We start from the raw sequence: 23,963 nt of genomic DNA, 5'->3' as shown, positions 1-23,963 counted from the left end.
GCCATGCTTGGACAATGGAACATTTTTCAAGATTAACCATTGCCCAATTCCACAAGAATATACTAAAAATTATAGCCAAGCTTGTGCTTTTTGCTCATCAACGATGCTTAATTTCACTTCCGCCAAAGCTGTATGTTCAGGCAGCAAGTCTAATTGCAACAACTCATCATCTCGGAACACATGACAAGCAATAGCTTGCTGAAAATCTGCACGCTTGCTATAGCCTTGCCATATTTTTTCATCGACTTTACAATGATTTAACGCCACTATCATATCTTTGGCTGACAGACCTGCTTTTGCCGCTGCCGAATCACGCAAGACTGATAGCACAACTAAACCTTCAGGACGCTGTTGCACTTTTGCACCAAAAGCCAAAGATTTTTCTTTATCATGTTTGACATCGATACCAAACTCTTGCAATAACTCAAACATCGGTAATTCTTCGGTACTATTCACCAAATAATCAATACGCTCACGCCAATCTTGCCCTGTAATCTTTTGACAAATCTCGCCAATAGTACGGTCATTAACTTGAATACCTTGCTGTGCATTTTGATATAATTCACGCATCACTTGATCTAAACTCGCCCCATGACTACGCAAACTCAAATCCAAACATAATGCCACCAATGCCCCTTTATTATAATAACTAATGCCAGCATTATTGGTATTTTCATCGGCACGATAAAATTTAATCCATGTATCAAAACTCGATTCTGCTACCGATTGCACTTTACGTCCTGGGGTTTGTAAATAGCGATTAATTTGTTGTGTTAATAATTTTAGATATTCATCACGATTAACTACACCACTACGCAATAATATTAAATCATCATAATACGATGTAAAGCCTTCAAATACCCATAATAATTTGGTATATGTCTCACCATTGAGATTTAAATCCACATAATTACTCGGTTTAATATATTTCACTAACCATGAATGAAAATACTCATGACTACATAAACCTAAATATCGCTGATAATCCTCTCTAGGACGTTCTTTTTCATCCAAACGTGGTAAATCATCACGTGGGCAAATCAAACTGGTACTGTTGCAATGTTCCAAACCACCATAAGCATTGGCAGTTGCCATCGTCATAAACGTATAATTATTGAACGGTGCAGAACCAAATAAATCAATCTCCGCTTGGCAAATCTTAATTAAATCTTGTTTTAAACGATTTAAATCGCTTTGCTGACTACCTGAAACCACCCATTGATGTGGAATATCATTGACCAAAAAATCAAAACGCTGTTGCACTGCCAATTCAAATGGGCTATCAATCAATTGCTGATAATTTTCTGCCTTAAAATTAAAACGTCCCGATACAATGGATTTTGCAGCCAACGCCCCTGCATAAGTAAAATGTTTAAGCTCGTTTGGTAAAAATAATTCTACTTCATATGGTTTATGTTCTTGACCTTTTAAACCCAAACACACTGCCGATGGATTGACATATAGACGGTTTTGATCGACATAACTGCCACGCACCGACAAGTCATAAGCATAGACTTGATAATCAATGCTGATTAATTCATGGTCTTGGTTAAAGAGTTGCCAAGTATTTTTATCTCTTTTTTGGATGTCTAAACGGCGACCTGCCTCATCAAATGCTTGTACTTGTTCGATATGACGAGCAAATTCACGGATCAAATAACTACCTGGTATCCATGTTGGTAGCCATAGTTGTTGTTCTGGTTCTGCCACAAAACGAACAGTGACATGAATTAAATGCTGACGATAATCGTCAAATTCGATTTGATAGTGAATCATGCGTATATCCTATAAGCAAAACAATGTTTGGCTTGGCAGTATAGCACATTAGATGACGAATCGATATTTGTTGCAATGATAAAATCGGCTTGTTAAGACGGATAATATTTAATCAAAAAAATAGCAAGACAATTTAAGATTGCCTTGCCATCATATATCACATATTTATTTTACTATTAAACCAACTCTTCATTAGGCTCTTGATTTTCAATAACTTTCGTAACAAGCAATTGGTCAATTTTATAATGATCCACATCGACCACTTCGAATTTATAGCCTTCATGGATCACGCTATCGGCTGGGCGTGGAATCTTTCTCAGCTTGAACATCATAAATCCTGCAATCGTTTCATAATTATCCCAATCTGGGAAGTCGTTGATTGACAATGCGTGTTTAATATCTTCAATTGGCGTTGTGCCATCGATCAACCACGAATGCTCATCACGTTTGATAATTTGCTGATCTTCTTCTATCGGTACAACCCAGTCGCCCATTACAGTAATCATAATATCAGACAAAGTAATGATACCCACGACCAAGGCATATTCATTGATGACCACTGCAAATTTTTCTTTACTCGCACGGAAACGATCCAATAATTCAGATAGTGTCAGTGTATCAGGAATCATCAATACATTACGAATCGTTGATTCATTGAGTTGTATAAATGACTGATTATTCATAATCTTAACCAAAATATCTTTGGTATCGACATAGCCAATGACTTGGTCAATTTGATCGCTACACACCAAAAATTTAGAATATGGATATTCAGCGATTTTTTGACGGATACTTTGTTCCGACTCATTCAAAGTAAAGAAAACCACGTTTTCACGCGTTGTCATACTTGATGGAACAGTACGTTCTTCTAGCTCAAAAATATTTTCAATAAAATGATGCTCTTGTTGTTGTAATACGCCTGCCTGTGCCCCTGCATCCACTACCGCAGAAATATCATCAAAAGTCATGCTATCTTCACGTGTGGTTTCAATTTTAAAGATACGGAAAATCAGATTGGCAAGAACATTAATCACCCATGCCAATGGCTTAAAGACACTGATCACAAATAACACAGGATTAATCACTGCCAAGGCTGCTTTTTCAGGATTAATCATCGCAATACGTTTTGGGATTAAGTCAGCGAATAGGATAAATAATAGCGTCACCACAAAGAATGATGAGAAAAAGCCTAGATTTTCTAAATACTGCCCTTGATAAAAACCACCTATCCAGTCAATAAAATAAGGGCGTAATGCACCCTCACCCACGATACCGCCAAGAATGGCAACCGCATTTAAACCGATTTGTGATGTGGCAAAAAAATTGGCTGAATTTTCTTGTAATGCCAAAATCTTGTCCGCACGGTCATCGCCTGACTCGGACAATAGTTTCAATTTGATTTTACGTGCACCTGCAAGTGCAATTTCTGAAATCGAAAAAAAGCTCGACGTTAAAATTAACGCCGTAATAATTAACAGTTCTTTTAATAAATCCATACCACACCTTAAGATAAAACCTTACAATAAAAATTGGTAGCTCGGCTCATGTCGATTTGATCTACAAAACATCGCCTTGCTTTATGATTGTGCTCAACTATAACAAAAGCTAATATAACATAACTCTAACTTGAGTGGAAATAAAGCAAACAAGACAGTCACTCAGACAATAAAAAAACCTGCTTAAAGTCTAAGCAGGTTTTTATCTTAAAGTGGCTTATATGCGGGTTCGATAATGCCTAGCTCTTTTTTCTCTTCCTCTACCATCTGGCGAGCAACAAATAAAATCAGCTGACGTAACCAACGGTGTGCAGGATGATGATGCAATAAAGGACACCATGCCATCGTTAGCTCAAACTCTGGGATATAGAATGGTGGCTCTTTGAGTACCAGTTTTTCGCTATTTTGTGCTTGTAAACGTGCGATACGTGTCGGCAAGGTCGCAATCAAATCAACATTCTGTGCCAACAAACCAGGCATTTGATAATGACGTGTAAAAACAGAAATTTGACGTTTTTGCCCAATACGTTCTAGGGCTTGATCAATCCAACCCAATCCGCCTTGCTTATCAGGATTCACGCCTACACCAATGCCCATACCTGTTTTGGATACCCAAATGTGCTGTGCATCCAAATAAGTTTTTAGATTTAAATGGTGTGCTGCAGGATGTTTGGTATTTAACAAACAGCTAAAACTATCACGCCATACTAAAACTTGGTGAAAACTTTGTGGGATTTCATTAAAACGGTTAATTGCCAAATCAACTTTACCCTGCTCCATGTCACGATAAGTCACATCACTTGGCGTCAAGAAATCCAACACGACATTTGGTGCTTCTGAACGCAATGCTTTGATCAAACGTGGTACCAAAGTCGCCTCAGCATAATCGGACATCATGATGCGAAAGACACGATTTGAGGTAAACGGGCGAAATTCGGTGCGTGGTTCCAAGATCATAGATAGATTTGCCAATGCATCGCGAATGCGTGGTTGCAATTCTAAAGCACGTTCTGTCGGCGTCATACCTTCTGAAGAACGAATCAGCAAAGGATCGTTAAACAAAGTACGTAAACGACGTAGAATATTACTCATAGCAGGTTGAGTGACGCCAAGCTGTTCCGCAGCACGAGTCACGTTTTTTTCTCGTAATAAAACATCCAAATAAATTAATAAATTTAAATCAACCCGCTCTAAATTCATGTAGAAAATACCAAAATAGTCACTATAAATTGACTAAATTATGCCATACATTACGATAAAAAGCATCAAATCTTAACAATATATTTTTATATATCACATTTTTTACAAATAAATTTATGTACAAAAAAATGACCAATTCAATTTTAAGATAATGATTTTATTTAATTATTTTAAAAATTCATGGTTAATAAATACATATTTTTCAACTAAATATCCATAATTTGATTAGGCTATTGGATTAAATTGCGCTTAAACATTATTCTGATGTTGTTGATGACAAGCACGCTGATTGTTTTACTTCTTTTTCGAAAAGCGTCGCTTGCTCATCACTTAAATGATTTTTAAAACAACCTAATATGTAGGTAAGGATTTTTATGATGAGCATGACCTATCAAAGTGCATTGCAACACGTTCGTGCAGTGAAAGCAAAATTAGGCGGTACATGGAATGCCATTCGCCCTGAAGATGCAGCACGTATGATTGTGCAAAACCGTTTCCAAACTGGTTTAGATATTGCTAAATATACCGCAGCAATTATGCGTAAAGACATGGCTGAATATGATGCCGATTCTAGCAAATATACACAATCTCTCGGTTGCTGGCATGGTTTTATTGCTCAACAAAAAATGATTGCCAACAAAAAATATTTTGGTACTACAAGCAAGCGTTATATCTACCTTTCTGGTTGGATGGTTGCTGCACTGCGTTCTGAGTTTGGTCCACTTCCTGACCAATCTATGCATGAAAAAACATCTGTGCCAAAATTGATTTCAGAAATCTATACTTTCTTACGTCAAGCTGATGCCAAAGAATTGAATGATTTGTTCCGTGCTTTGCAAAAAGCGGAAGCGGCTGGCGACAGTGCTAAGGTAAAAGAAATCGAATCTCAAATCGATAACTTTGAAACGCACGTTGTACCAATCATTGCTGACATTGATGCTGGTTTTGGTAACGAAGAAGCGACTTATTTGCTGACTAAACAAATGATCGAAGCAGGTGCGTGTGCGATTCAAATCGAAAACCAAGTATCTGATGCAAAACAATGCGGTCACCAAGCAGGTAAAGTGACTGTTCCGCATGAAGACTTCTTGTCTAAAATCAATGCAGTACGTTATGCATTCTTAGAGCTTGGCGTTGATGATGGTGTTATTGTGGCACGTACCGACTCTGAAGGTGCTGACTTGACGCAAAAAATCCCAGTTTCTAAAGAAAAAGGTGATTTGGCTTCTCAATACATCAGCTACTTAGATACTCAGGAAATCGACATCGCTGATGCACAAGAAGATGAAATCTTGATCAAACGTGATGGTAAATTGCATCGCCCTACTCGCTTGGCTTCTGGTTTGTATCAATTCCGTGAAGGCACGCAACACGACCGCGTTGTACTTGACTGTGTAACCAGCTTACAAAATGGTGCGGACATGATCTGGATCGAAACACCGACTCCAGATGTGCAAGGTATTGCAAGCTTTGTAAACGACATCAAAAAACAAGTGCCAAATGCAAAACTTGTTTATAACAACTCACCATCATTTAACTGGACGATCAACTTCCGTCAACAAGCTTACGACCGTTGGTCTGCTGAAGGCAAAGATGTATCAGGCTATGAGCGTGATAAATTGATGGATGCAAAATACGATGATAGCGAATTGGCTCGTGATGCGGACGAAAAAATCCGTACTTTCCAAGCTGATGCAGCACGTGAAGCAGGTGTATTCCATCACTTGATCACATTACCGACTTACCATACTGCTGCCCTTTCTACCCATGAATTGGCAAAAGGTTACTTCGGTGAAGAAGGTATGTTGGCTTATGTAGCTGGCGTACAACGTAAAGAAATCCGTGGCGGTATTGCTTGCGTGAAACACCAAGCCATGGCAGGTTCGGACATCGGTGATGATCATAAAGAAATCTTCGCTGGTGAAAATGCGTTGAAAGCTGGTGATGCAAGCAAAAACACCATGAACCAATTTGGGCATTAATAGGAATTCATATCCATTACGCCATTCAATTCTTGTAGGTTGGTGTGAAGCGTAGCGACACCCAACATCAGGCAATGCCAACTGTTAAAAAATTAGCCTAGTCAATGCTAGGCTAATTTTTTGTTTAAACAATATAAAGATTTAAACTAAATATCAGATTTTTAAATAAAAATAAATACTTAAACAGGATAAAAACCAATTAAACATTTCACTCTACGCCTATTTCCGCTAGAATAAACCAAATTTTGCTTTTAGGTTTATGCCCATGCCCCCTTTTGTTTTGGTTGATGGTTCTTATTTTTTATTTCGTGCCTTTCATGCTGTACCACCTTTGACCACTTCACAAGGCTTGCACACCCATGCGGTGCGTGGTGCATCAGCCGCCATTCAAAAGCTGATGCGTCGTATCAATCCAACGCATATGGCAGTGATTTTTGACACCCCAGAGCCGACTTTTCGTCATGAATTATCACCGATTTACAAAGGCGATCGCCCAAGTATGCCGCCTGAATTGGCAGAACAAATCCCTTATCTACATGATTTAATTCGTGCTTTGGGTATTCCTTTATATAGCTTAGCTGGTGTGGAAGCCGACGATATTATCGGTACATTAACACAGCAAGCCGTGGCTGAAGGGCATAATGTGCTGATTTCTACTGGCGACAAAGACATGGCACAGCTGGTTAATGACAAAGTTACATTAGAAGACAGCTTTAAAGAACGTGTATTAGACAGCCAAGGCGTATTTGAAAAATTTGGCGTGCATCCGCATCAAATCATAGATTATCTAACTTTGATGGGCGATGCGTCAGACGGCATTATGGGCGTGGCAGGAATTGGACAAAAGACCGCTGCCAAACTACTCAATGATTATGGCAATATCGAAAACTTACTTGCCAATGTCGATCAGCTCAAAGGCAAAATTGCCCAAAGTCTTAAAGACAGCGTAGAAACCATCAAAATCGACCATCAACTGGCAACCATCGTCACAGGTTTGCCATTAAACTTGGCATGGGATGATTTAAAATTGCGTGAGCCTGATTATGACAAACTCAAGGCTTTATATACCGAATTAGAATTCCGTACGCAATTACAATCTTTACAGCATCCAAACCATCCAAGTAATAGCGGTGATAATACGGATAGTACGATTAAAACAGCGAATCAAGCTAAAGCCCTTACTACAGCGGTCAGTCAAAGCCAAGACATTACCCCAGCGGCACAGGTCGATGCGGCACAATATCACACTGTATTAGATGATAGCAACTGGCAAAAATTATTGGCAAAATTAAGCACAGCAAGCCATTTTGCTTTTGACACCGAAACCACCAGTGTCGATTATCGTCAAGCAGAATTGGTTGGGTTTTCGGTGGCGATGGATGAAAAAGATGCCTATTATGTGCCTCTCGCCCATGATTATGACCATGCACCGCAACAACTCAATCGTGATACGGTTTTGGCACAGCTAAAACCGATTTTAGAAAATACCAATATCGGTAAAATCGGTCATCATCTCAAATACGATGCGCATATTTTGCAACGTTATGGCATTTATTTAAAGGGTTGGGCATTTGATACCATGCTTGCCTCTTATGTACTGAATCCGACTGCAACACGTCATAATATGGACGATGTGGCACGGGTGTATTTAGGTCATCTTACTACCAGTTTTGAAGATATTGCAGGCAAAGGGGCAAAACAGCTGACCTTTAATCAAATTGATTTAAGCATTGCCGCACCCTATGCTTGTGAAGATGCTTTTGTGACGTATCGCCTTTATCAGGTTTTATTAGAAAAATTAAAAGAAAATCGATTGCTTGATAAATTATTACTGGATGTAGAATTGCCTGTGGCTCAAGTGTTACAAGCCATGGAAAATCGTGGTATTTTGCTCAATCCTGAATTTTTACAGCATTTAAGTCAAACTTTTGAACAAGAAATGCAACGCCTTGAACAACAAGCCACAGATTTGGCAGGTGAAAGCTTTAATCTCGCTTCACCAAAACAAGTCGGTGAAATTTTGTTTGAAAAAATGGGCATTGCAGGCGGTAAAAAAACTGCATCTGGGCAATACAGTACCAGTGAAGCAATTTTGGAAAAAATTGACCATCCGATTGTACAAATTATTTTAGATTATCGTGGTTTGGCAAAACTGAAAGGCACCTATACCGATGGTTTACTCAAACAAGCCGATACCAATACACAACGTGTACACACCAGTTATCATCAAGCGGTCACCACGACTGGGCGTTTGTCATCCACTGATCCTAACTTACAAAATATCCCGATTCGTGGTGAAATTGGACGCCAAATTCGCCAAGCTTTTGTTGCACCAAAAGAGCGTGTGCTTTTGGCTGCCGACTATTCACAAATTGAATTGCGTTTGATGGCACATTTTTGTCAAGATGAAGCTTTGGTCGAAGCCTTCCGTCAAGGTAAAGACATTCACCAAGCCACGGCTGCCGAAGTGTTGGGCATTGCCATTGAAGATGTGACCGCTGACCAACGCCGCCAAGCGAAAGCGGTGAATTTTGGTTTGTTATACGGTATGTCGGAATTTGGTTTAACCCGTCAATTGGGTTTTAGCCGTGCCGAATCACAAAGCTATATCAAGCAGTATTTTTCTCGCTATCCTGGCATTTATGAATATATGCAACGCACACGACAGTTGGCTCACGAACAAGGTTATGTCGAAACCTTACTCGGTCGTCGTTTGTACACGCCTGATATTTATGCCAGCAATAAAATGGTACGCCAAGCCGCAGAACGTGCTGCCATCAATGCCCCATTGCAAGGCAGTGCAGCCGATATTATCAAGCTTGCGATGATTGCCATTGAACAAAAATTGGATAAACAGCGTGCTTTATTACTCTTGCAAGTACACGATGAATTGGTATTTGAGGTCGATGAAGATTATGCTGATGAAGCCAAAGTTTTAATTCAAGAAACCATGCAAAATGTGATTCAGCTCGATGTGCCGTTAGTTGTTGAAGTCGGTCGTGGGCAAAACTGGGATGAGGCACATTAATGACACATAAAAGCAAGGTTGTATTCCTTTGAGCCTAGGTCATTTTATCCAATCCGCTTGGCAAAAGCAGTCATCGTGGCTGATTGTGCTACGTCCCTTGTCGTGGCTATATCAAGCGGTGTTTAATTCGCAAAAAAATAAGCAACTCAAAAATGCTTATCGTGCCAAAGTGCCTGTGATGATTATTGGCAATATCACGGTTGGCGGTAGCGGTAAAACGCCCTTAATTATTGCTTTGGTAAAATTTTTACAAGCCCAAGGCATCAAAGTTGGTGTGATTAGCCGTGGTTATGGCGGTAAAGGCAATGATGGCAAAGGCAGTGGTTTTCCTTTACTGGTTACGCCCCAATCTTTGCCAAGCCAAGTCGGTGATGAACCTGTGCTGATTGCCCAATCGGTCAATGTCCCGATGGCGGTTGCACCACAACGCAAAGAAGCCATTGAATTATTGTTGAAAAATCATGATATTGAATTGATTTTATCCGATGATGGCTTACAGCATTATGCCCTTGCCCGTGATATTGAATGGGTAGTATTGGATATTCAACGTGGTTTGGGCAATCAAAAACTATTGCCTGAAGGTTTTTTGCGTGAGCCTGTACAACGTCTGAATGATGTCACGGTGATTGAACATGGTACACAGTCGAAAACCCCGTATCATATGCATTTACAAGTCGGTCAAGTGCAAAATCTAGCCGATAAAAATTTATCTTTTGATGCAACACAGCATTATCAAGCTGTGGTTGGCATTGGCTATCCACAACGTTTTTTTAATACGTTAAATCAACTCAATTTAAATTATGCTGAGCATATTTTTGCCGATCATCATGCTTATCAAGCACATGATTTGAAAGATATTTTTGCCAAAGGTGATGTAATTACCACCAGTAAAGATGCGGTAAAATTGTTAGAACTTTATGCAGGACAAACTGAAATTTTGACAAAAATTTGGATTGTCACCGTAGATGCGATATTATCGGATGATTGCTATCAACTGTTGAGTAAGCAATTAAGCGATTTGGCTATAAACAGCACAGCGAGCAATGCGGATTAGGAAATCAATATGTTTAAATTTTCTAAAAATGGTTTATTGTTGGCGATGGGATTGGCAAGCACCGCATGTGCTTTGACCTATCCTTATGACTGGGCAAGTTATCGTTTAAACAATAAAAATCCTGCCTTTGATGATGTTTTAAAAAGTAAAATTCAACGTGATATGCTGGCATGTGGTTTTAAAAGTATCAATTATAATCAACGCACAATGAGCCAAGATGAGATTGCAAAAGCCAGTATTTGTATGGACAGCAAGGGCTATCAAAGTGATTTGCATGCCCAAACTTGCCAATATCCACGATATCACAACTTGGCGATTTGCAAAAATAATTAACCCCATTCACAGAATATTTTTGCTTTTCTATTTCGCCATCCTTTACAATAAAGCTTGTTTTCACCCTTTTTAAAGCCCGAATTCACCATGAAAAAACACATCGTCATCCCTGCCCGTTATGCCAGCACTCGCCTACCTGCCAAACCTTTGGCATTGATCCACGGTCGTGCGATGATTTTGCGTGTCGCTGACCAAGCCAAAAAAGTGCAAGGCTTTGATGATGTGTGTATTGCCACCGATGACGAGCGTATTGCCGAGCTATGCCGTGCCGAAAGCTTAGACGTGGTGATGACCAGTAGCGAGCATCCATCAGGTACGGATCGCCTTGCTGAAGTGGCACGTATCAAAGGTTGGCATGATGATGATATTGTGGTGAATATTCAAGGTGATGAGCCTTTATTGCCTGCAAGTTTGGTACAGCAAGTAGCGGAATTATTACAAGATAAACCGCATTGTGCATTGGCGACTTTGTGCGAACCGATTCAAGATTGGAAAGAATTTCAAAGAGATAGCATTGTTAAAGTAGTGATGTCGAACCAAGGCGAAGCCCTATATTTTAGCCGTGCCACCATTCCTTATGACCGCAAACAAAGCCATGCCAACAATCATGATTTAGCGGTAGATTACGCTTATCGCCATCTTGGTTTGTACGGCTATCGGGTGAATTTATTGCACGCCTATGCCACGTGGTCGGTGGGCAAATTGGAAAGCTTGGAAAGCCTAGAACAATTACGCATCTTGGAAAATGGCTATCGTATCGCTATTAGTGTCGCACGCCAAAGCTTACCTGCTGGCGTAGATACGCCTGAAGATTTGCAACGTTTAAATGCTTTGCCTTTGTCATTTTTCCAGTAATTTTGCAAAATTTAAAGTGAAATAAATGTCACAAACCAGCAAAAGTAAAAGCAGTAAAACCACGCCAAAAACATCGGTTGATAGCCTAGAGCAAGCACCACAGGCGAATGCATCGGCATTTTTGCCTTTGACTTTGCCTTGGCAACAACCGCTATGGCAAAATCTCACGCAACGTTTTCCCGATATGGGGCATGCTTTATTGTTTTATGGCAAAAATGGCTGTGGCAAATCTATTTTCCAACAACATTTTATGGCATGGGTCTTGTGTCAAAATAAACAATCCGAACATGCTTGCGGTGAATGTCAAAGCTGTCACTGGCTCAAAGCCGGCACGCATCCACAATTAAAAATCATCCGCCCCGATTATGATGAAAAACGCCAAGTTTATAGCAGTATCAAAATCGAACAAATTCGAGAATTGGTGGAATTTACCCAACAAACGGTAGAAGGTTGGCGAATTATCGTCATTGAACAAGCGGAAAAAATGAATATCGCCTCCGCCAATGCCTTGCTTAAAACTTTGGAAGAACCAGGTGAACGGGTTCTATTTATTCTGAATACCGCTCAATTGTTAAAACTGCCTGCCACCATTCGCAGTCGTGTACAGCAATTTGCTTTAGATAGAATTAGCCAAGCACAAGCTTTGGATTATCTGCAAAAAAACATCACAAATCAAAATCATAGCATTGATGAAATTAAGATTGCTTTGGCATTTTCAGCGGATATGCCTTTACAAGCGATAGATATTTTGGAGCAAGATTGGTTTGTGGCACGAGGTAAATTTATCCAACAATGGCTCAATTTAGTACAATATAAAAATCAGCCAATGCGGTTTGCCATAGACAATCTGAAACAATTGGATTTTCAGGCAATCGTGCAAATGGTGTGCTATACTATACAAGATTGTATTGCGTTGAAACTGCAACAACCCTATAAACAAAGCGATATGCCGATGAGCGAATTGGCACAACATTACCAACTTAGTGAATTATTTGACATTTTGCAGTATTTAAATACAATACCACAACTCGTAGCACAAAATGTGCAAAGCCAACTTATTATTGATCAGCTTGCGATGTACCTTATGAATGTGCAGTCTGAAACAATATAATTTAATTTACATAAATTCAAACACTTGGAGTATCAGCTATGATGCCTAAAGGTGGGGTAACCCAGATTAACTTCCCTGATAAGGATAGTTTACAAGCGTCTTATATGCAGTATGTCAATGGTGGTGGGCTATTTTTGGCATCAAAACAAGCCGTACAGATGGGACAAGAGTTATTTGTCATTGTTGGGCTACCAGGCTCTACTCAAAAATTCCCTATCCAAGGTAAAGTATGCTGGATCTCAGCCAAAGCCAGTATGGGTAAACCACAAGGTTTTGCGATTCAAATCAATCCAAATCAGCAAGGTATTACCTTTAAGAATGAAGCTGAACGTGCCTTGGCAGGTAGCTTGAATTCTGAACGTCCAACTTTTACCATGTAATTTTTTGAAATAAGCGATTGCTTTTATCACCTAAGGAAATATTGTGTTTTTCACTGATAGCCACTGTCACTTAAGCATGTTAGATCTTCATTCTAACACCCATCCAAACGGTCTAGCAGATGTCATCCAACAAGCAAAAGATGCTGGTGTGATGCGAATGATGAGTATTTCTGTAGGTTTAGATGATCATATTGTGCTATCAAAAATCGCCAATCAGTTTGCAGAAGTTGGCTACAGTATTGGTGTACATCCTTGCGAAAGCTTTGAAGTCATGCAACGTGCCACAGTGGATTATTTGGTAGAATTGGCTCAACCTGAAAAAGTCTGGGCAATTGGTGAAACAGGTTTAGATTATTATCATTCCACAGAAAATGTCACAGAGCAAAAAGCATGTTTTGTTCGACATATTCATGCCAGCCAAAGTGTAAAAAAACCACTGATCATTCATACGCGTAGTAGCAAAAAAGATACCATAGACATACTACGTGCTGAACAAGCAACGCATGGCATTATGCATTGCTTTACTGAGGATTGGGACACAGCCAAACAAGCCTTGGATTTGGGTTTTTATATTTCTTTTGCAGGTATTGTTTCTTTCAAAAATGCCAGCGATTTACGTGAAGTCGCAAAACAAGTCCCTTTGGATCGGTTGTTAATCGAAACAGATAGCCCATATCTTGCTCCTATGCCTCACCGTGGCAAAGCCAATGAACCCAAATATGTGCCTTTTGTTGCCAAAGCATTGGCAGAAACGCTTGGTCAGTCTATCGAAGACATTGCTCAAATAACCAGTGACAATTTCGCACGTTTGACAGGGCTTGAACCTTTACGACATCAGTCGATTTAAGCAATATCGATTTGTTACTACTGATATTCACTTTATTATAGTGAATATCAGTTGTTATAGAGAAACACCACGAATATTAGTCATTGATGATTTATAGAATTGGACAATCAATATTTTCTAACAAACGCCCTTCTCGCAAAAACTCATAGCAATCGATTGTGCCTTGGTAAGGTATTGCATCTCTATATTGCTGATAGTGCTGCTCGATATGGAAATAAATATAATGTTGTTGTTCGAATTTATTGAGTTGGTCAAAATAACTAGGTAGATCAATATATTCAAATTGCTTGGCAATCGCAAAGCGAGTCATGATTGATGGCTGATGCCTTAAAGTTAATTTTGCTTTAAGCTGATAATGTTGTTTTGAACGTTGCTGATTCGCGCGAGAAATGATTTCATCTAATTGATTTTGAAAAGCTGTATTTTGTAAATTTAAAGCGCGTAATAAGCAATTTAGATACTCTGCTCGATTGTATTTTAAATCATAAGGTGCATCGTATAACCCAAGACTATCACTGTTCATCACTGCAATAAAACGTTTTTTGGCATGCAAATAATGGTTAGATTGATAACCTAATTTTTGGACAATGTCTAAAATATCAATCTGATTTTGTTGAATGTATTCCAACAGTGCTTTTGCCCAATTTAATTTTGGTTGAAAACCAAGTGCAACATCGCAATGAGGATTGGCAACGATTGGCGTTAGACCAAGTGGTCGAGTAAGGTGTGTAATAGAAAGAGAAGACATGTTTATTTCCTGTGGCTCTTACTTTTCTCTAAAAATGCAAATTTCTCTGAGAGCCATCAAGAATTTCGCTTTACCAGTTAGTTTTATATCGTGCTGGAAGTTGAGTGTGATTGTAAAATGATTTATTACAACCAAGGATTAAACCCACGATAAGCAAAATGCCTGAACATTTCACAAGCTTTAAATTAGCAAAAATAAATTTAAGATGCAAGTGCTGTGAAAATTTATTTTTCTTGAAATCAAAAAAATAGGCTATCTTTACAGATAACCCATTTTTAAATCAATAAAAAGATTAGTTCTTGTCTTTATCGATGATCTTGTTTGCTTTGATCCATGGCATCATTGCACGCAACTTCGCACCAGTCACTTCAATACCGTGTGCAGCATTTTGACGACGACGTGCAGTCATTGATGGGTAGTTCAACGCACCTTCATTGATAAACATTTTTGCATATTCACCAGATTGGATACGTTTTAATGCATTACGCATTGCTTCACGAGATTGCTCATTGATGACTTCAGGACCTGTCACATATTCACCATATTCAGCATTGTTCGATACTGAATAGTTCATGTCTGCGATACCGCCTTCAAACATCAAATCAACGATGAGTTTCAATTCGTGCAAACATTCAAAATAAGCCATCTCTGGTGAATAACCTGCTTCAACCAAAGTTTCATAACCCATTTTCACCAACTCTACCGCACCACCACAAAGTACCGCTTGCTCACCGAACAAGTCAGTTTCAGTTTCTTCGCGGAATGATGTTTCGATGATACCTGTACGACCACCGCCTACGCCAGACGCATAAGACAATGCCACGTTACGTGCATTACCAGACGCATCTTGATGAATCGCAATTAAGTCTGGTACACCAGAACCACGTTGAAATTCTGAACGTACAGTGTGACCTGGTGCTTTTGGTGCAACCATGATCACGTCAAGGTCTTTACGTGGAACAACTTGGTTATACAATACAGAAAAACCGTGAGCAAATGCCAATGTTGCACCTTGCTTGATATTCGGTTCAATCACATCACGATAAAGCTGAGATTGGAACTCATCAGGGGTCAAGATCATCACTAAGTCTGCTTGAGCAACAGCAGCTGGTACTTCAGCAACTTTTAGACCTGCATTTTCTGCTTTTTTCCATGATGCAGAATCAGCACGCAAACCAACTGTCACATCTACACCGCTGTCTTTTAGGTTCAATGCATGTGCATGACCTTGTGAACCATAACCAATAATTGCGACTTTTTTACCTTGGATAATTGATAAATCACAGTCTTTGTCATAAAAAATTTGCACGTTGTTTTACTCCCAACAAGCGATTGATATGAAATATTAAGCTTAAAATTTGTCCGAACTCAATATTTGTTTAAAATAACCTATCTGCATCAATTACAGACTTAAAACTTTTTCACCACGAGAAATGCCCGAGATACCCGAACGCACCACTTCCAAAATCTTGGTTTCAGCAAGTGCATCAATAAATGCATCCAACTTTTCAGTCGTTCCTGCAATCTGAATCACATAACTGGTCGCAGTCACATCCACGATTTGTGCACGGAAAATATCTGCTGTACGTTTAATTTCATCACGTGCTTCACTCGGTGCTTTAACCTTAATCAACATTAATTCACGTTCGATATGGGCACTTTCGGATAAATTCACCACTTTGATCACTTCGATCAGTTTATTCAACTGCTTGGTAATCTGTTCAATTTTCTGATCATCGCCATAAGTGCTGATGGTAATACGAGAAATAGTGCCATCTTCAGTCGGTGCAACGTTAAGCGTTTCGATGTTATAGCCACGCTGACTAAATAAACCAATCAAACGAGATAATGAACCTGATTCATTTTCAATTAAAACAGAAATAATATGTCGCATCAGGTACGCTCCCCTTTTGCCAACCACATATCACACATTGCCTGCCCTGCGATTTGCATTGGATAAACGTGTTCACTGCGATCGACCATCACATTGATAAATACGCATTTGTCTATTGCCATGGCTTCAGCGAGCTTCGATTCAAGCTCATCAGCACGGTCAATGGTAATACCAGCATGACCATAAGCTTCCATCAATTTGGTAAAATCTGGCAATGAATCAATATAAGAATTTGAATGACGACCTTCATAGTTCATGTCTTGCCACTGTTTTACCATACCCAATTGACGGTTATTTAAACATAAGATTTTGACATTCAAACCATACTGTTTACAAGTTGATAGTTCTTGGATACACATTTGGATTGATGCTTCACCAGTAATACATACCACTTCACGCTCAGGGCAAGCCAATTTTGCCGCCATGGCATACGGCAAGCCCACGCCCATCGTGCCTAAACCACCTGAGTTAATCCATTGACGTGGTTCTTTGTATTTATAATACAACGCAGCAAACATTTGATGCTGCCCCACATCTGAAGTAATGATTGCATCGCCATTGGTGACTTTATATAACGCTTGTACCACTTGTTGTGGCTTCATTTCATTATTGTTTGCAGGCACATATGTCAAGCATTGACGCTCACGCCAGCCATCGATTTGTTTCCACCACGCAGCCAAAGCATCGGCGTTTGGTTTAGAAACATTCATTTTATGCATCAATGCCAACATTTCTTCTAGTACAGGCAATACCGCACCTACAATTGGAATGTGTGCATTAATGGTTTTTGAAATCGTCGCAGGATCAATATCGATATGGATCACGCGTGCATTTGGACAAAAACGTGCAGGGCTATTGGTCACACGGTCATCAAAACGTGCACCAACCGCAAAAATCACATCAGCATTGTGCATCGCCATATTGGCTTCATAAAAGCCGTGCATGCCAAGCATACCTACGAATTGTGGGTCTTCACCTGGGAATGCACCCAAGCCCATCAAGGTACTGGTTACTGGGAAACCAAGTAAATGTGCCAATTCGGTTAATTGTGCTGACGCATTACCTTGTACTACACCACCACCAGTATAAATCACAGGACGTTTTGCAGTTAAAAGCTCATCTACTGCTTTACGGATTTGACCGCTATGTCCACGATAAGATGGCTGATAAGAGCGAATCTTGACTGACTCAGGATAGCTATAAGCAAACTTTTCAGCTGGATTGGTGGCATCTTTTGGCACGTCAATGACTACAGGACCGGGACGACCTGATGATGCGATATAAAATGCTTTTTTGATAATTGTTGGAATTTCACTGGCATGACGCACTTGGAAACTATGTTTTACGATTGGACGCGATACACCAACCATATCTGTTTCTTGGAATGCGTCTTCACCAATCAAATGCGATGCAACCTGTCCCGAGATAATCACCATCGGAATAGAATCCATATAAGCAGTTGCGATTGGTGTTACTGTATTGGTCGCACCAGGGCCTGAAGTAACCAGTACTACGCCGACTTTACCTGTGACACGTGAATAGGCATCTGCCATGTGTCCTGCTGCTTGTTCGTGACGAACAAGATAATGTTTGACTTTGTCCTGCTGGTAAAGTGCATCATAAATATGTAGCACCGCTCCACCTGGATAACCAAAAACCTGCTCTACGCCTTCATCAGCTAAAGCACGGATTAACATTTCTCCGCCAGATAAAAGTTCCACTGTACTCACCCTGTCTATGCACAACGATATAATAATCATTGCTTATTTAAATTAGATCATCAATTTCCATTTTTGCATTTGCTTTGAATGGCTATGCAAAAAATACTTAAAATTGCTTCATTTATCAGCTTAGCACAACATTATCGAAATACAATAATATTGCCAATATTTTGCTAAGAAATGATAAGGAATTACTTATCTATTTGAATGGTTTATCTATTCATCAAATAGCTCAATACCTCAGCAAAAAAGAATACGCTTGAAGCAAATTTCAGCACTTGCAATGGCTTAATCGATTAAGTTTATTTTTAATCTTGATAGCATATAAAGTCAAGCTTATTTTCTGCTTTTAACGTTTTTTTATAAAAAAAATTTATGTTTTGCTCATTTTTTTTGCACTTTTAATTTTTGACGTGCATCGCTATACAGTTTAAAATAGCTACCAGTACACATACCTTTTTACTGACTAATCAGTTGAGTATTTATTCATGAAAAATTGGACGCCTAAAAAACATCTATTAAGCTGTTCTATGGTGATATTTACCTTGGCAAGCACTTCAATCCAAGCACAAAGCTTTTACAAATGGGTTGATGCAAGTGGTTCAACACACTATACAACTACACCACCACCAAAAAATGCAAGAAAACAGGGCGTGGTGAATACAATCAATGATACGCCGAGTGGTACAAATTACCGACCTTCTGTCGCCACACCTGCACCTGAAAACAACACTACAGCAACGCCTGAGAGTATCACAACTACACCTGCTGCCGAGCCAACACGATCAGATCTACCAGCCGTTGCGTTACCACCTAATGCTCCAGTCAATAAAGGTGAGCGTATGGCATTACCGCCACGTGTAGCAGATCCGACTGCTGGCATCAATGCACCTATACGCTAAACAGATCACATAAAAAAGCAGCACAATATTTAGATTGTGCTGCTTTTTTATTACTCTTGATCTTGTTGTGCCAATAGTTTTTGTTGCTGTTCATAAGCAGATTTTTCACGCTGGTACACTTCATATACGCAATAATCGCCACATTCACTGCCACAACATTCCCAGTCTTCAGGGGGAACTGGTGGTTCAAGTAGCACTTGTTTTTGTTCAGTCATAAAATAACTCAGCAATTTAGATTGTTGTATTGTACTGAATTTTTTTTGGTGAGTAAATTTTCATGTGTTTTGGAGAATAATATTGTTATATCAAATATAGCCTCATAATATATCTTATATTCAGCGAATATTCATTTAATGTAACGCATGTTTTATAGAACAATTATATATATTCATAATTTTTATCAGTGCTTAAATTTATCTTCTGAACTTAGCAAAAACTATGTACCAATACAAAAAAAATTTTAATATTGGAGCCAACCTTAATTTATATAATTTAAATATATCAATGACTTGCATAGGTTAAGAAAAATATTCAAAAAAAATCAGCTATTTAATTAATGCCTATTAGGATTTAAAATTTACCTAATAAATATAATTAAAATTTACAAAAAAATAAAGACCACCGAAGTGGTCTTTATTTTTAAATTGTACGATTAACAATTAAGTCAATTGTACAACTTTGATATCTTTAATATCTACGCCTTCAGCTGCTTTGCTATAAGCTGCCATTTGGTCGAAGTTCATGTATTTATAAATATCGCTCGCCATGCTATCGATTTGTGACGCATATTGTTGATATTCTTCTACAGTTGGTAATTTACCCATCACTGCTGCTACTGATGCAAGTTCAGCAGAAGCTAAATACACATTTGAGCCTTGACCTAAACGGTTCGGGAAGTTACGTGTAGATGTTGATACGACAGTAGTATTTGGTTTCACACGTGCTTGGTTACCCATACACAATGAGCAGCCTGGCATCTCTGTACGTGCGCCAGAACGACCATAGATGTTGTAGAAACCTTCATCCATCAATTGTTGCTCGTCCATACGTGTAGGCGGTGCAATCCAAAGTTGTGTAGATAAAGAACCACCTGGGATTTTATCCAACAATTTACCTGCTGCACGGAAATGACCAATGTTAGTCATACATGAACCGATAAATACTTCGTCAATCTTGTCGCCTTGGACGTCAGACAATAATTTTGCATCATCTGGGTCATTTGGACAGCAAAGGATTGGTTCTTTGATTTCGCTTAGGTCGATTTCATAGACTTTGGTATATTCAGCATCTGCATCGGCTTTCATCAAGCTTGGATTTGCCAACCATTTTTCCATGTTTTCGATACGGCGTGCCATAGTACGTGCATCGCCATAACCTTCAGAAATCATCCATTTCAACATAGTGATATTTGAACGCAAGTATTCAGCCACTTTTTCTTCAGATAAAGTGATTGCACAGCCCGCAGCAGAACGCTCAGCAGAGGCATCAGACAATTCAAATGCTTGCTCTACAGTCAAGTCATTTTCCATTTCACTCAAGTCAATCTCTAAGATACGACCAGAGAAAATGTTTTTCTTGCCTTGTTTCTCTACAGTCAAATCGCCTGCTTTAATTGCATAGTAAGGGATCGCATGCACTAGGTCACGTAAAGTGATACCCGGTTGCATTTTACCTTTGAATTTCACCAATACTGATTCTGGCATATCCAATGGCATTACACCTGTTGCAGCAGCGAACGCCACCAAACCAGAACCTGCAGGGAAAGAAATACCAATTGGGAAACGTGTATGCGAGTCACCACCAGTACCTACGGTATCAGGCAACAACATACGGTTTAACCAAGAGTGGATAATACCATCACCTGGACGTAAACTCACACCACCACGTGTCATGATGAAGTCTGGTAGCGTATGTTGCATTTCCACATCAACTGGCTTTGGATAGGCAGCAGTGTGACAGAAAGATTGCATCACTAAGTCAGCTGAGAAGCCTAAGCAAGCCAAATCTTTCAATTCATCACGTGTCATTGGACCCGTAGTATCTTGCGAACCTACAGTCGTCATTTTTGGTTCACAATAAGTACCTGGACGGATACCTTGACCTTCTGCTAAGCCACACGCACGACCAACCATTTTTTGTGCCAAAGTAAAGCCTTTACCGCTGTCAGCTGGTTGTTGTGGTAAACGGAACAGTTCAGAACGACCCAAACCTAATGCATCACGTGCTTTTGATGTTAAGTCACGACCGATGATCAAGTTAATACGACCACCTGCACGTACTTCATCCAAAATCACTGGTGTTTTCAATTCAGATGCAGCGATTTGTTCGCCATTTTTGAATGCAGTCACTTGTGCTGTTGCATGATCAATTTTTAGGGTAACTTCGTCACCCATGTTCATGTTTTCAACGTCAATCTCGATTGGTAATGCACCCGCATCTTCCATAGTATTGAAGAAAATCGGTGCGATTTTCCCACCTAAACACACACCACCATCTTTTTTGTTTGGAATGTGTGGAATGTCTTCACCGAAGAACCATAATACAGAGTTGGTTGCAGATTTACGGCTTGAACCTGTACCCACAACGTCACCCACATAAGCTACTTGTGTACCTTTAGCAACAAGTTCTTTGATTTGGCTTAATGGACCGACTTCGCCATTTTTCTCTGGGCGAATACCGTCACGCTCGTTTTTCAACATAGCATTGGCGTGTAATGGAATATCTGGACGACTCCACGCATCTTGTGCAGGTGATAAGTCATCCGTGTTGGTTTCGCCAGTGACTTTAAATACCACGATTTTGATTTCTTCTGGCACTTCTGGACGGCTAGTAAACCATTCTGCTTCTGCCCAAGATTTCAATACAGCTTCAGCATTTTTGTTGCCTGCTTTAGATTTGTCCACAACATCATGGAACGCGTCAAATACAAGTAAAGTCTTTTTCAAAGCGTCAGCAGCGATTGCACCCAATTCTGCATCTTCCAACAACTCAACCAATGGTGCAACGTTATAACCACCAAGCATTGTACCCAATAATTCTACAGCACGTTGTTTGCTTACTAATGGAGAAGTCGCTTGACCTTTTGCTACAGCAGCCAAGAAAGCAGCTTTTACATAAGCAGCTTGGTCAACGCCAGCTGGAACACGGTTTTCTAACAAATCAACCAAAAAGCTTTCTTCGCCTTGAGGTGGATTTTTTAATAACTCAACCAAAGCAGCAGTTTGTGTTTCGTCAAGTGGTTTCGGTGGGACTCCGAGTGCGGCACGTTCTTGCACGTGTTGGCGGTAAGCTTGTAGCACGATAGTGTTCCTCATTATAGGTGAATTTATAACATGACCAAAGGTTCACGATGAACGTTTGACAATCCATTCGATTTTACTAAATTTATGATAAAAAAGTAACTATGCATATTAGCATTTCGTATAATGATGACTATTTTTTATAGAAATGTATGCCTTAAATAATCATTATTAGAACTTATTCAAAATCCACATCGCATAATGAATAAAAGCACCACTTGGTGAGAACAAGTTGGTGCTTTTATTTCGTGCAGTTTTTGATACGCAATAGACTTAAGCTAGATAGCACTTAAGAAAATAGGGTACTTACCGCCGTATGGTACACAGCAACTGTGGCAATCGAACAAAACATGTAAAAACCGACTTTTGCTTTTTCGCCAACGGTCTGTTGTGCTTGGTGCTGTTGATGTTTCATCATCACTACCTCCATGTCCAAGATTACAGAAAGGTTAAATGGTCAATTTAAATAGGTTTGTTGCAACTCAAATCTTGTTTAAACCAACCTAATAACTAGGTTTTTGCATATTGCACGTTTTTTTAGCATTTCACAAGTAAATATTGCAAAATAATTCATAAAAACGCACTAATTGATGATATTTTAAGCTAAATTCATCATTTATTCATAAAAATGTCATCAAACTGTCATAATTAACTGCTAGAAGATTGAATTTCCAAAAACTACTCTACCTTATCTTCAAAAGCTTTAAGTTGGATGTCATCTATCTGAAGCTCAAATCGCTGCTTCAAACCTTGCACACTTGGGTGCTGCAAGACCTTTTGCTGTGCTGCTTGCAATGCTTGTTGCTGTTTATGTTGTTGCAATAGATAAGGCGTTGGCAATTTGGAAACGCTATAATTTACACTCAGCGTGTTATGACTATTTAATTGTTGCAAAGCCTTCACGATATCGTCTTGCCAACGTTCAAACAAACGCTGATATTGCGGTGCAACCCAAGCTTGGCTCTCGCCTGCAATATCGCCAGTCATGGCAACATTTTGCAAGACTTCTTTGGTTGCATTGGACAGAGAACTATTTTTAAGCCAGTACGCCCATTTTTCTACCGTCCACTGCCCTGTCAGATCTTGCTCAGCCAAAACTAAAATTTGTCGTGGGTCATCAAAATCCATACTTGGGATATCGATGTGATCATTTTCAATAATCGGCGCTGCTAAATGGTTTTCCGTTAGATCATCAATATAGTTTTGGTTTAGCTCGCTACTGTTATCAATTGACGCTGTGTGTTCTGCGGTAAAATGCTTATTTTCAACATTTTCAACATTTTCAACATTTTCAACATTTTCAACATTTTCAACATTTTCAACATTTTCAACATTTT

Annotated in this window: 18 protein-coding genes and 2 pseudogenes; 9 read left to right on the top strand and 11 right to left on the bottom strand. The window is 39.4% G+C overall.

The window, feature by feature from the left end; translation table 11 throughout:
- Window positions 1-69: 69 nt before the first annotated feature.
- The 3 genes and pseudogenes from ACEYX7_RS02230 to ACEYX7_RS02220 form a co-directional block, all read right to left on the bottom strand.
- Complete coding sequence (locus tag ACEYX7_RS02230; protein ID WP_374802563.1) at window positions 70-1,776, bottom strand: M61 family metallopeptidase; 1,707 nt, start codon at window positions 1,774-1,776, stop codon at window positions 70-72.
- 176 nt (window positions 1,777-1,952) lie between these two features.
- On the bottom strand, window positions 1,953-3,272 hold the full coding sequence (gene paeA / locus ACEYX7_RS02225) for a polyamine export protein PaeA (RefSeq protein ID WP_374802565.1): 1,320 nt from the start codon (window positions 3,270-3,272) through the stop codon (window positions 1,953-1,955).
- 158 nt (window positions 3,273-3,430) lie between these two features.
- Window positions 3,431-4,472, bottom strand: a pseudogene (locus ACEYX7_RS02220) (LysR family transcriptional regulator).
- Between the two features lie 383 nt (window positions 4,473-4,855).
- Between ACEYX7_RS02220 and ACEYX7_RS02215 the strand changes: the two are divergent.
- The 8 genes from ACEYX7_RS02215 (at window position 4,856) to ACEYX7_RS02180 (ending at window position 14,062) form a co-directional block, all read left to right on the top strand.
- Complete coding sequence (locus tag ACEYX7_RS02215) at window positions 4,856-6,454, top strand: isocitrate lyase (RefSeq protein WP_374802598.1); 1,599 nt, start codon at window positions 4,856-4,858, stop codon at window positions 6,452-6,454.
- A 259-nt stretch (window positions 6,455-6,713) separates the two neighbouring features.
- Window positions 6,714-9,482 carry a DNA polymerase I gene (gene polA, locus ACEYX7_RS02210; protein ID WP_374802567.1) on the top strand — a complete coding sequence of 923 codons (2,769 nt, stop codon included), beginning with the start codon at window positions 6,714-6,716 and terminating at the stop codon, window positions 9,480-9,482.
- Between the two features lie 28 nt (window positions 9,483-9,510).
- Window positions 9,511-10,536: a tetraacyldisaccharide 4'-kinase gene (gene lpxK / locus ACEYX7_RS02205; protein WP_374900165.1), complete on the top strand. Its 1,026-nt coding sequence runs from the start codon at window positions 9,511-9,513 to the stop codon at window positions 10,534-10,536.
- Window positions 10,537-10,545: 9 nt separating this feature from the next.
- Window positions 10,546-10,869: a hypothetical protein gene (locus tag ACEYX7_RS02200; protein WP_374802571.1), complete on the top strand. Its 324-nt coding sequence runs from the start codon at window positions 10,546-10,548 to the stop codon at window positions 10,867-10,869.
- Between the two features lie 87 nt (window positions 10,870-10,956).
- Window positions 10,957-11,724 (top strand): 3-deoxy-manno-octulosonate cytidylyltransferase, encoded by a 768-nt coding sequence (kdsB, locus tag ACEYX7_RS02195; RefSeq protein ID WP_374802573.1) that lies wholly within the window; start codon window positions 10,957-10,959, stop codon window positions 11,722-11,724.
- 25 nt (window positions 11,725-11,749) lie between these two features.
- On the top strand, window positions 11,750-12,835 hold the full coding sequence (holB, locus tag ACEYX7_RS02190) for a DNA polymerase III subunit delta' (protein WP_374802575.1): 1,086 nt from the start codon (window positions 11,750-11,752) through the stop codon (window positions 12,833-12,835).
- A 38-nt stretch (window positions 12,836-12,873) separates the two neighbouring features.
- A complete protein-coding gene (locus ACEYX7_RS02185; protein ID WP_374802577.1) occupies window positions 12,874-13,215 on the top strand; it encodes a PilZ domain-containing protein in 342 nt (113 codons plus the stop codon).
- A gap of 43 nt (window positions 13,216-13,258) precedes the next feature.
- Window positions 13,259-14,062, top strand: coding sequence for a TatD family hydrolase (locus ACEYX7_RS02180; RefSeq protein ID WP_374802579.1), 804 nt, complete (start codon window positions 13,259-13,261; stop codon window positions 14,060-14,062).
- A gap of 91 nt (window positions 14,063-14,153) precedes the next feature.
- On the opposite strand, the gene ACEYX7_RS02175 is transcribed toward ACEYX7_RS02180, so the two are convergent.
- The 4 genes from ACEYX7_RS02175 to ACEYX7_RS02160 all read right to left on the bottom strand — a co-directional run bounded on the left by ACEYX7_RS02175 (window position 14,154) and on the right by ACEYX7_RS02160 (window position 18,425).
- A complete protein-coding gene (locus ACEYX7_RS02175) occupies window positions 14,154-14,810 on the bottom strand; it encodes a hypothetical protein (protein ID WP_374802581.1) in 657 nt (218 codons plus the stop codon).
- A 292-nt stretch (window positions 14,811-15,102) separates the two neighbouring features.
- The gene (gene ilvC, locus ACEYX7_RS02170; protein WP_374802583.1) at window positions 15,103-16,119 is read right to left on the bottom strand and encodes a ketol-acid reductoisomerase; all 1,017 of its coding nucleotides are present in this window, start codon (window positions 16,117-16,119) and stop codon (window positions 15,103-15,105) included.
- Window positions 16,120-16,212: 93 nt separating this feature from the next.
- On the bottom strand, window positions 16,213-16,704 hold the full coding sequence (gene ilvN, locus ACEYX7_RS02165) for an acetolactate synthase small subunit (RefSeq protein ID WP_374802585.1): 492 nt from the start codon (window positions 16,702-16,704) through the stop codon (window positions 16,213-16,215).
- Entirely contained in the window at window positions 16,704-18,425 is a 1,722-nt protein-coding gene (locus tag ACEYX7_RS02160; RefSeq protein ID WP_374802586.1) for an acetolactate synthase 3 large subunit, read from the bottom strand. The genes ilvN and ACEYX7_RS02160 overlap by 1 nt, the downstream gene beginning before the upstream one ends.
- Before the next feature lie 530 nt (window positions 18,426-18,955).
- Between ACEYX7_RS02160 and ACEYX7_RS02155 the strand changes: the two genes are divergently transcribed.
- Complete coding sequence (locus ACEYX7_RS02155; RefSeq protein WP_374806984.1) at window positions 18,956-19,327, top strand: DUF4124 domain-containing protein; 372 nt, start codon at window positions 18,956-18,958, stop codon at window positions 19,325-19,327.
- A gap of 50 nt (window positions 19,328-19,377) precedes the next feature.
- Here the strand turns inward: ACEYX7_RS02155 and ACEYX7_RS02150 are convergent, their stop codons facing one another.
- The 4 genes and pseudogenes from ACEYX7_RS02150 to ACEYX7_RS02135 form a co-directional block, all read right to left on the bottom strand.
- Window positions 19,378-19,542 (bottom strand): oxidoreductase-like domain-containing protein, encoded by a 165-nt coding sequence (locus ACEYX7_RS02150; protein ID WP_374802588.1) that lies wholly within the window; start codon window positions 19,540-19,542, stop codon window positions 19,378-19,380.
- A 444-nt stretch (window positions 19,543-19,986) separates the two neighbouring features.
- Complete coding sequence (locus tag ACEYX7_RS02145; RefSeq protein ID WP_374802590.1) at window positions 19,987-22,626, bottom strand: bifunctional aconitate hydratase 2/2-methylisocitrate dehydratase; 2,640 nt, start codon at window positions 22,624-22,626, stop codon at window positions 19,987-19,989.
- Between the two features lie 289 nt (window positions 22,627-22,915).
- Window positions 22,916-23,044, bottom strand: coding sequence for a hypothetical protein (locus ACEYX7_RS02140; RefSeq protein WP_374900164.1), 129 nt, complete (start codon window positions 23,042-23,044; stop codon window positions 22,916-22,918).
- Between the two features lie 260 nt (window positions 23,045-23,304).
- Window positions 23,305-23,963 (bottom strand): annotated as a pseudogene (locus tag ACEYX7_RS02135) (hypothetical protein); the annotation flags it as partial.

Origin of the sequence: Hubeiibacter jixunmingi, assembly GCF_041928215.1 — a bacterium.
Lineage (GTDB): Bacteria > Pseudomonadota > Gammaproteobacteria > Pseudomonadales > Moraxellaceae > Acinetobacter.
Note: the sequence above shows the minus strand (reverse complement) of the source record. Positions and strands in the feature narration are given on the sequence as shown.